Annotated in this window: 9 protein-coding genes; 5 read left to right on the forward strand and 4 right to left on the reverse strand. The window is 62.2% G+C overall.

The features are described from left to right. Nucleotides 1–160 precede the first annotated feature (160 nt). From ACIPZE_RS05485 to ACIPZE_RS05495, 3 genes are all read left to right on the forward strand, one after another. Nucleotides 161–871 (forward strand): response regulator, encoded by a 711-nt coding sequence (locus ACIPZE_RS05485; RefSeq protein WP_256661213.1) that lies wholly within the window; start codon nucleotides 161–163, stop codon nucleotides 869–871. After that, nucleotides 868–2208, forward strand: coding sequence for an ATP-binding protein (locus tag ACIPZE_RS05490; RefSeq protein ID WP_400771849.1), 1341 nt, complete (start codon nucleotides 868–870; stop codon nucleotides 2206–2208). Before ACIPZE_RS05485 ends, ACIPZE_RS05490 begins: the two co-directional genes overlap by 4 nt. Before the next feature lie 96 nt (nucleotides 2209–2304). Continuing rightward, entirely contained in the window at nucleotides 2305–3231 is a 927-nt protein-coding gene (locus ACIPZE_RS05495) for a Gfo/Idh/MocA family protein (RefSeq protein ID WP_400771851.1), read from the forward strand. Here ACIPZE_RS05495 and ACIPZE_RS05500 read toward each other — a convergent pair. From ACIPZE_RS05500 to glcD, 4 genes are read right to left on the reverse strand one after another with little or no spacing between them, the layout of a single operon-like run. After that, nucleotides 3228–3632 carry a heme-binding protein gene (locus ACIPZE_RS05500; protein WP_400771853.1) on the reverse strand — a complete coding sequence of 135 codons (405 nt, stop codon included), beginning with the start codon at nucleotides 3630–3632 and terminating at the stop codon, nucleotides 3228–3230. The two genes, ACIPZE_RS05495 and ACIPZE_RS05500, sit on opposite strands and share 4 nt — an antisense overlap. Beyond that, nucleotides 3629–4864, reverse strand: a complete 1236-nt coding sequence (gene glcF, locus ACIPZE_RS05505; RefSeq protein WP_400771855.1) for a glycolate oxidase subunit GlcF — start codon at nucleotides 4862–4864, stop codon at nucleotides 3629–3631. Before glcF ends, ACIPZE_RS05500 begins: the two co-directional genes overlap by 4 nt. A 2-nt stretch (nucleotides 4865–4866) precedes the next feature. Beyond that, nucleotides 4867–5925, reverse strand: a complete 1059-nt coding sequence (glcE, locus tag ACIPZE_RS05510) for a glycolate oxidase subunit GlcE (RefSeq protein WP_400771856.1) — start codon at nucleotides 5923–5925, stop codon at nucleotides 4867–4869. Continuing rightward, entirely contained in the window at nucleotides 5925–7424 is a 1500-nt protein-coding gene (gene glcD, locus ACIPZE_RS05515; RefSeq protein WP_400771858.1) for a glycolate oxidase subunit GlcD, read from the reverse strand. The genes glcE and glcD overlap by 1 nt, the downstream gene beginning before the upstream one ends. Nucleotides 7425–7628: 204 nt before the next feature. Between glcD and glcC the strand changes: the two genes are divergently transcribed. Both glcC and ACIPZE_RS05525 read left to right on the forward strand, forming a co-directional pair. Beyond that, complete coding sequence (gene glcC / locus ACIPZE_RS05520) at nucleotides 7629–8399, forward strand: transcriptional regulator GlcC (RefSeq protein WP_400771860.1); 771 nt, start codon at nucleotides 7629–7631, stop codon at nucleotides 8397–8399. 131 nt (nucleotides 8400–8530) lie between these two features. After that, the coding region (locus ACIPZE_RS05525) for a hypothetical protein (RefSeq protein WP_400771862.1) at nucleotides 8531–8760 on the forward strand (230 nt) is incomplete at its 3' end.

Below are 8760 nucleotides of genomic sequence, written 5' to 3' on the forward strand. Positions count from 1 at the left end.
AGCCCCCTGCGATGAATTACCCGCAGAGTGCCCGAGGAGGATTGCCGGGGAATGTCCGATTGTTGTCGGCGCGGTAGGAATGTTGCGCGATTGAAATAAATGACCGGGACGGCGAAATGGTTTTAGATGCGCTCTTTTCTGGCCTTTGGATCTTGTGACCGTGAGCAGATTGCTGTTCGTCGATGACGACGTGGAAGTGCTGTCCCTGCTGAAGAAGTTCTTCGTTCAGCACGCCTACGAGGTCGATGTCGCGCCCGATGGCGTGGCGATGTGGGCGGCCATCGCGCAGCAGCGTCCGGACACGATCATCCTTGACGTCATGCTGCCCGGCGAAGGCGGCCTGAGCCTGTGCCAGAAAATCCGTGCACAGATGGGCATTCCGATCATCATGCTCACGGCCATGGCCGAGCTCAGCGATCGCATCGTCGGCCTGGAACTCGGCGCCGACGATTACCTGACCAAGCCTTTCGCACCGCGCGAATTGCTCGCCCGGGTGCGCGCCTTGCAACGGCGGGCCGGCGAGCAGCCAAGTCCGCCCAGTGAACGCCCGCGACCGGTGATTGCCTTCGCCGGTTGGCACCTGGATATCACCTGTCGCGAGTTACGCTCGCCGGAGCAGGTGATGATCCCGCTGTCGGCTGGCGAGTTCGACCTGTTGGTGGTGTTTCTCGACCATCCGCAACGCATTCTCACCCGCGAACAATTGATCGACCTGACGCATGGCGAAGGCCACGACGCGTTTGATCGCAGCATCGATGTCCAGGTCAGTCGCCTGCGGCGCAAGATCGAACCCGACAGCAAACGCCCGGACCTGATCCGCACCGTGCGCAATGGCGGCTACATGTTCACCGCCAAGGTCAGCCGCTCGTGATCCGCCGTCTGTTGCGCCGCGACACCCTGCGCCGGCGAATAGCCCTGACCATTCTTGCGGCGATGCTCGCTTCACTGGCGCTCAATGCCTTGTTCGTGCAGGTCGCCGGGATCTGGGCGCGCCCGCCGATTGAACGCACCGGCCTGCTCGAACAGATTGCCGTGACCACGCGGCTGATCGAAGCCGCCCCGACGCCGCTGCGCCCGCAACTGGCCAGCGCAGCCGGCAACTCGATGCTGAAGGTGGTCTGGAACGCCCGGCGCGCCGACTTCGACCTGCCTGCGATTGGCACGCAAATCGAGGCGGGCAGAGGGCCAATGATGCAACAACTGCTCGGCGACGACCGTGAGATCGAAGTGTTCAGCCCCGATGACTTTCCGCGCGACAGCCCGCGCGCGCATTACGTTGCGCTGGTGCAGTTGGTCGATGGCAGCTGGTTGTCGTTCACGCCGCCGCAACGTAGTTGGGGCCTTGACGTTGGCACGCGAATCGCGGTGGTCATCGCCCTCGGATTGATCGCCACCTTGCTGGTGGCATGGCTCGCTACGCGCCAGTTGGCCACTCCGCTGCAGCGTTTTGCCAGCGCCGCCCGGCGTTTCGGCAGCGACTTGCGGGCGCCGCCGATCCACGTCGAAGGGCCGGACGAAATACGTCAGGCGATCATCGCCTTCAACACCATGCAGGCGCAGATCCAGCATTTCATCGCCGAGCGCACGCACATGCTCGCGGCCATTTCCCACGATCTGCGCGCGCCGCTGACCCGCATGCGCTTGCGCAGCGAGTTCATGGAAGACCTCGATCATCAGCACAAACTGATCCGAGATGTCGAAGAAATGCAGTCGATGATCAACGCCGCGCTGGTGTTCTTTCGCGAGGACACTCACCGCGAGCAGCCCACCGCGTTCGACCTGTCGGAGTTGCTGCAAACCATCATCGACGATTACCGCGACCAGCATCTGACAGTCGACTTCAGTGGCCCCGCGCATCTGGTGTATGAGGGACGACCGCTGGGCATCAAACGGGTGATCGTCAATTTGCTGGAAAACGTCGCCAAATACGCGCAGCAACCGAGCATCGCGCTGAGCGGCGACGACCATACGATCCGCATCGAGGTGCGCGATCAAGGGCCGGGGATTCCCGAATCAGCGCTGCAACGGGTGTTCGATCCGTTCTATCGCCTTGAAGCCTCGCGCAATCGTGATACCGGCGGCGTCGGGCTGGGCCTTTCGGCTGCGCAGGCGATCGTGCGCGAGCAGGGCGGTGAGCTGACCTTGCGCAATCGCAGTGGCGGTGGCCTGGTGGCGCGGGTCGAGCTGCCTCGCGACCTGTTCGATTGAGGCGGTCAGCGACCATTGGCTGATGGAGCCGCGGTGCAGAAGTACGTACTCTTGGCGCCACGCATTTCAATACAAGAACAACAACAGGAGTTACCGATGCAACCGATCCGTCTCGGTCTGGTGGGTTACGGCAAGATTGCCCAGGATCAACACGTGCCCGCCATTCTCGCCAATCCGGCGTTCCAGTTGGTGTCAGTCGCCACCCAAGGCAAGCCCTGCGCCGGGGTGGAAAACTTCCAGTCGCTGAGCGAGTTGCTGGCTAACGGCCCGGCGGTCGATGCAATTGCTTTCTGCACCCCTCCGCAAGGGCGTTTTGCGCTGGTGCAAGAAGCGCTGGCGGCCGGCAAACATGTGCTGGTGGAAAAACCGCCCTGTGCGACGCTGGGCGAAGCCATGGCGCTGGTTGATCAGGTTGCTGCGCAAGGCGTCAGCGGCTTGTTTGCCTGGCATTCGCGTTATGCGCCAGGCATCGCCGCCGCTCGTGACTGGCTCGCCTCGCGCACTTTGCAAAGCGTGCAGATCGACTGGAAGGAAGACGTGCGCAAATGGCACCCGGGCCAGGCCTGGATCTGGCAACCCGGCGGCCTCGGCGTGTTCGATCCGGGCATCAACGCCTTGTCGATCGCCACGAACCTGCTGGCGCTGCCGCTGTTTGTCGAATCCGCCGAACTGCGCGTGCCCGGCAATTGCCAGTCGCCGATTGCTGCGTCGATCAAGATGTCCGACGCGCGTCAGCTAGAGGTGCGCGCCGAATTCGATTTCGACCACGGTCACGACGAACTCTGGAGCATCGAGATTCGTTGCGTTGAAGGCGTTTTGCGCCTGGACAATGGTGGTGCACTGTTGAGCATCGACGGCGTGCCGCAAGCTGTCTCGGAGGAGGGCGAATACGCGGCGGTGTACCGGCACTTCCAACAGCTGATCGGCGACCGCGCCAGTGACCTCGACCTGCAACCCTTGCGCTTGGTCGCGGACAGCTTTTTTGTCGGCAGTCGCGAAGCGGTCGAACCGTTCTACGACTAGCCTTGCAGCGCGAGGACCGCAGCCTTGGCAATCTGCGCGTCCTGCGCGGATTTGACCCCGGACACACCCACCGCGCCGATCACTTGTCCATCGACAATGATCGGCACGCCGCCTTCAAGCGAGGTCAGCAGCGGCGCCGAGAGAAACGCGTGACGGCCGTTGTTGACCATCTCTTCATAGACATTCGATTCACGACGGCCGAGGGCTGAAGTGCGGGCCTTTTCCATGCAGATGTAAGCGCCAATCGGCGCACAACCGTCGAGGCGCTCAAGCGCCAATAAATGCCCGCCATCGTCGACCACGGCAATGCTCACCGGCCATTGGTTGCGCTGCGCTTCGGTGCGCCCGGCGGCGAGGATCAGCGCCACTTCTTTCTGGCTCAAGACGAATTTGCTGTTCATGCTTTTTCCTGCGCGTGAAGGGACTCTTCAACCACTTCGATCCAGTGCCTGACCGGCGTGCGGCCAGCGCTGTCGAGGTGAACCTGGCAACCAATGTTGGCGGTGACGATAAGGCTCGGTGAAGCGCTTTCCAGTGCATTGATCTTGTTGTCGCGCAATTGCCGCGAAAGTGCCGGCTGGGTGATCGAATAGGTACCGGCGGAACCACAGCACAAATGACTGTCGGGCACTGGTGTGAGATGAAATCCCAGCCGGGTCAAAACACTTTCCACCGCGCCACCGAGTTTCAGCGCGTGCTGAAGCGTGCACGGACAATGGAACGCCAGACGCTGATCGTTATGCGCTACAAGCAGTTGTTCCAGTGGTTCGGCCAGCAGAATCTCCACCAGATCCTTGCTGATCGCACTGACTTTGGCGGCTTTCATCGCGTAGGCCGGATCATGTTCGAGCAGGTGCGCGTAGTCCTTGATGAACGCGCCGCAACCGCTGGCGGTCTGCACGATCGCCTCGGCACCGCTTGCGATCGCCGGCCACCACGCATCGATATTGCGCCGCGCGCGCTGCAGTCCGGCCTGTTGGGCGTCGAGGTGATAGTCGATCGCGCCGCAGCAACCGGCCTCGCTGATCGGCGTGATGCTGATGCCCAGACGGTCGAGCACCCGCGCGGTCGCGGCGTTGGTGTTCGGCGACAGGCTGGTTTGTACGCAGCCTTCAAGCATCAGCATGCGGCGGGCTTGCGTTCGTGTCGGCCTCGGTCTGGCCGGCGCAATGTGTCGCGGCAACTTCATTTGCAGGGTCTGTGGCAACAATGGACGCAGTTGTTCGCCGAGGCTCAGCAACGGTTTGAACAACCACGGGTTGGGCAGCACGCTGCGCAAACCCTGGCGCAACAGACGCTGGCCGGTACTGCGCGGTGCCGCTGCATCGACCAGCGCACGGCCGATGTCGAGCAGGTTGTGATAATCGACGCCGGACGGGCAGGTGGTCTCGCAATTGCGGCAGGACAGGCAGCGGTCGAGATGTTGTTGGGTGGTGGCGCTGACGGCATTGCCTTCGAGCACTTGCTTGATCAGGTAAATCCGCCCGCGCGGGCCATCCAGCTCATCGCCGAGCAGTTGGTAGGTCGGGCAGGTGGCATTGCAGAAACCGCAATGCACGCAGCTGCGCAGAATGCTTTCGGCTTCTGCGGCGCGTGCCAGGCGCAGGGATTGTTCGCTCAGGGTGGTTTGCATGATCAGATCTCTGCGTACATTCGGCCCGGGTTGAAAATCCCTTGCGGGTCCAATTGCGTCTTCAGCGCTTGCTGATAGCGCAGTAACGCCGGTGCGAGCGGCTGGAACGGTTGTGCGCAGTTTGCATGGCAACTGGCGTGACCGCCGGCCTGGGTGGCGATGGCGCGGATCGTCGTGGCGTCGGCAGCGGATTTCAGCCAGCGCTGCGCTCCGGCCCAATCGATCAGTTGTTCACCGGGCAGGCTCAACGGGCCCGTGTGAGTCGGCACTGACAGGCGCCAGAGCGGCCGTGGATCGGCAAAAAAGGCCAGGCGCTGAGCATTCAGATCGGCCCAGTACGCCGCGTCCAAAGGTTCACCCCCGAGGCGGTCATGCGCCGCCGTCACCGAACCCTCACCGCCTTCCAGACGCAGATGCAAGCGTTGCCCGTCGTGGCTGGCGGCGCTGATCGGAATCGGTTGCTGGCCCCATTCGGCGAGTTTGAGCAGTGCGCGTTCGCTGCTGATGTCCAGGGCAATGCTCAGGCTGTGACGCGGTTTCGGCAGCACTTTCAGCGAGACTTCGGTGAGCAATCCCAAACAACCAAAACTGCCGGCCATCAGCCGCGAGACATCGTAGCCGGCGACGTTTTTCATCACTTCGCCGCCAAAACGCAGATGTTTGCCGTGGCCGGTAATGACCCGCGTCCCCAGTACGTAATCGCGCACCGAGCCGGCCCAGGGACGGCGCGGCCCGGACAACCCGGCAGCGAGCATGCCGCCGACAGTGGCGCCGTCCTCGCTGTGTGGCGGCTCGCATGGCAGCATTTGCCCGGCGGCGTCGAGGGCGGCATTCAGTTCGGCCAACGGCGTGCCGGCGCGTGCGGTGATCACCAGTTCAGTCGGGTCGTAGCTGACGATGCCGCGATGCACACGAGTATCGAGCAACTCGCCGTGGCTCTCGCGGCCCAGACGGGATTTGCTGTTGCCGCCCTGGATGCGCAACGCAAGGTTGTCATGCAGCGCCTGCTCCACCTGTTGCAGCAGCTCGGCGGCAGCGTCGTGGCCATGTTCACTGATCATCAGAAACGCTCCAGATCGGGGAAGGGCAACTGACCGTGGTGGACATGCATCGCACCGAATTCGGCGCAGCGGTGCAGGGTCGGAATATTCTTCCCGGGATTGAGCAGGCCGCCGGGGTCGAATGCTGCTTTGACGGCATGGAACAGGGTCAATTCATCGCTGCTGAACTGCGCGCACATCTGGTTGATTTTCTCGCGGCCGACACCGTGTTCGCCGGTGATGCTGCCGCCGACCTTGACGCACAATTCGAGGATCTTGCCGCCGAGGGCTTCCGCGCGATCCAGCTCGCCGGGCTGGTTGGCATCAAACAGAATCAGCGGATGCATGTTGCCGTCACCGGCATGGAAAACGTTGGCCACGCGCAAAGCGTATTCGGCGGACAAGTCGGCAATCGCCTGCAGCACACCGGGCAGCTCGCGGCGCGGGATGGTGCCGTCCATGCAGTAATAATCCGGCGACAGGCGGCCGACAGCAGGGAAGGCATTCTTGCGTCCGGCCCAGAAACGCACGCGCTCGGCCTCGTCCCTGGCCTGACGCAGTTCGGTGGCGCCGGCGTGTTGCAGCACCTGACGCACGCGCTGGCAGTCGTCGTCGACATCGGCTTCGACGCCATCCAGTTCGCACAGCAGGATTGCTGCGGCGTCGACCGGATATCCGGCATGGATAAAGTCCTCGGCGGCGCGGATGGCGAGGTTGTCCATCATCTCCAGGCCGCCCGGAATGATCCCGGCGGCAATGATGTCAGCGACCGCGCGTCCGGCGTTTTCCACCGAGTCGAACGCCGCGAGCAGGACTTTCGCGGTTTGCGGTTTCGGCAGCAGTCTGACCGTGACTTCGGTGATCACCCCGAGCATGCCTTCGGAGCCGGTGAACAGTGCGAGCAGATCGAAACCGGGTGAGTCCAGTGCGTCGGAACCGAGCGTCAGGCACTCACCATCGACGGTGAGCATCTCGACCTTGAGCAGGTTGTGCACGGTCAGGCCGTATTTCAGGCAGTGCACGCCACCGGCGTTTTCCGCGACATTGCCGCCGATGGAACAGGCGATCTGCGAAGACGGATCCGGCGCGTAATACAAACCATGCGGTGCGGCCGCCTGGGAAATCGCCAGGTTGCGCACGCCCGGCTGCACGCGGGCAAATCGTCCGGCGGGGTTGATTTCGAGAATCCGGTTGAAGCGCGCCATCACCAGCAGCACGCCTTTCTCCAGGGGCAGGGCGCCACCGGACAGACCTGTGCCGGCGCCGCGCGGCACTACCGGCACGCGTTGTTGATGACAGATCTTGAGGATGATCGCGACTTGTTCGATTTCGCGTGGCAGCACCACCAGCATTGGCGTCGTGCGGTAGGCCGACAAACCGTCGCATTCGTACGGTTTCAACTGTTCTTCGCTGGCGAGGATTTCCAGCTCCGGCATTTGCGCCCGCAGCGCGCTGAGCAATGCGGGTTTATCGGAGGCCGGAAGCACGCCATCAACGCGTTCGTCGTAGAGAATATTCATCGCGGGCAGGCAACCCTTGGTTATTGTTTTTGACAGGCCGACGCCAAATGGGCGTGCTTGCATCATTGGGCGCACGGGCAATACTGTCCAGTTGTCCGGCACTGGTCGAACCAGTTCTTTTCGCCGGGTTTTTCGTACAAGACCTTTCCGGCCTTTTAAAACAACAAGATGCGATGCAATTGCTAACCATGGAGGTGACGGGTTATGGCTGGTCATACCAGTGAAGGGCGGACTGTGCAGGTGGCGGATGTGGTTTGTGAGCGCGTCGAGCGCTTGATCGTCGACGGTGTGTTGAAGACCGGGCAACTGTTGCCCTCTGAACGGCGGCTGACGGAAAAGCTCGGCGTTTCGCGCACCGCGTTGCGTGAAGGCCTGAAACTGCTCCGCGCCCGCGGGATCATCAACACCGAGCAAGGCAAAGGCTCATTCGTCGCCGACCTTTCCGGGCAGAGCGCCGCATCGCCTCTGATGCACTTGTTCAGCTCGCAACCGCGCACCCTGTACGACCTGTTCGAAGTGCGCAGCTTGCTGGAAGGCGAGTCGGCGCGGCTGGCGGCGCTGCGCGGCACCGAAGCGGATTTTGTCCTGATCACTCGCAGCTATCAGGCCTTGCTCGACGCGCGTGGCCAGGAGCTGCAAGCACCCGAACATGCGCGGCTCGACCACGCATTCCATCTGGCGATCTGCGAGGCTTCGCACAACCCGGTGCTGGTGCAGACGCTGCGCTCGTTGACTGATCTGCTGCTGAACACGGTGTTCGCCTCGGTCAACAACCTCTATCACCGCGAACCGCAGAAACGCCAGATCGACCGCCAACACGCGCGCCTCTATAACGCCGTGACCGGACGCCTGCCGGAACAGGCGCGCAAGGCCGCTGTCGCGCATATCCAGAGCATCAGTGACAACCTCAAGGAGATCGAAAGCGAAGAGCAGCGGCTGGTGCGCGCGACGATGCGCCTGGAGGGATGGACGTGAGGTCAGGTGATTGTCCTGTTGAAGTTGACGGTGAAACACTTTTCAGCCGATTTATCCCTTTTCAATGCGTCAGTAATCTGTACCCAACTTGAACGCAACAACAATTTCAAAACTCAAAAGGGACGCAGACCATGACCACTCCAACCTACAACCGCCTGAACAAAGACGACGCCATCGTGCTGCTGGTCGATCACCAGACCGGGCTGATTTCGCTGGTGCAGGACTTCTCGCCGAACGAGTTCAAGAACAACGTTTTGGCCCTGGCCGATCTGGCCAAGTTCTTCAACCTGCCGACCATCCTCACCACCAGTTTCGAACAAGGCCCGAACGGCCCGCTGGTCCCTGAGTTGAAAGAGATGTT

The sequence above is a fragment of the Pseudomonas sp. NPDC089741 genome (assembly GCF_044748825.1).
Classification (GTDB): domain Bacteria; phylum Pseudomonadota; class Gammaproteobacteria; order Pseudomonadales; family Pseudomonadaceae; genus Aquipseudomonas; species Aquipseudomonas helmanticensis.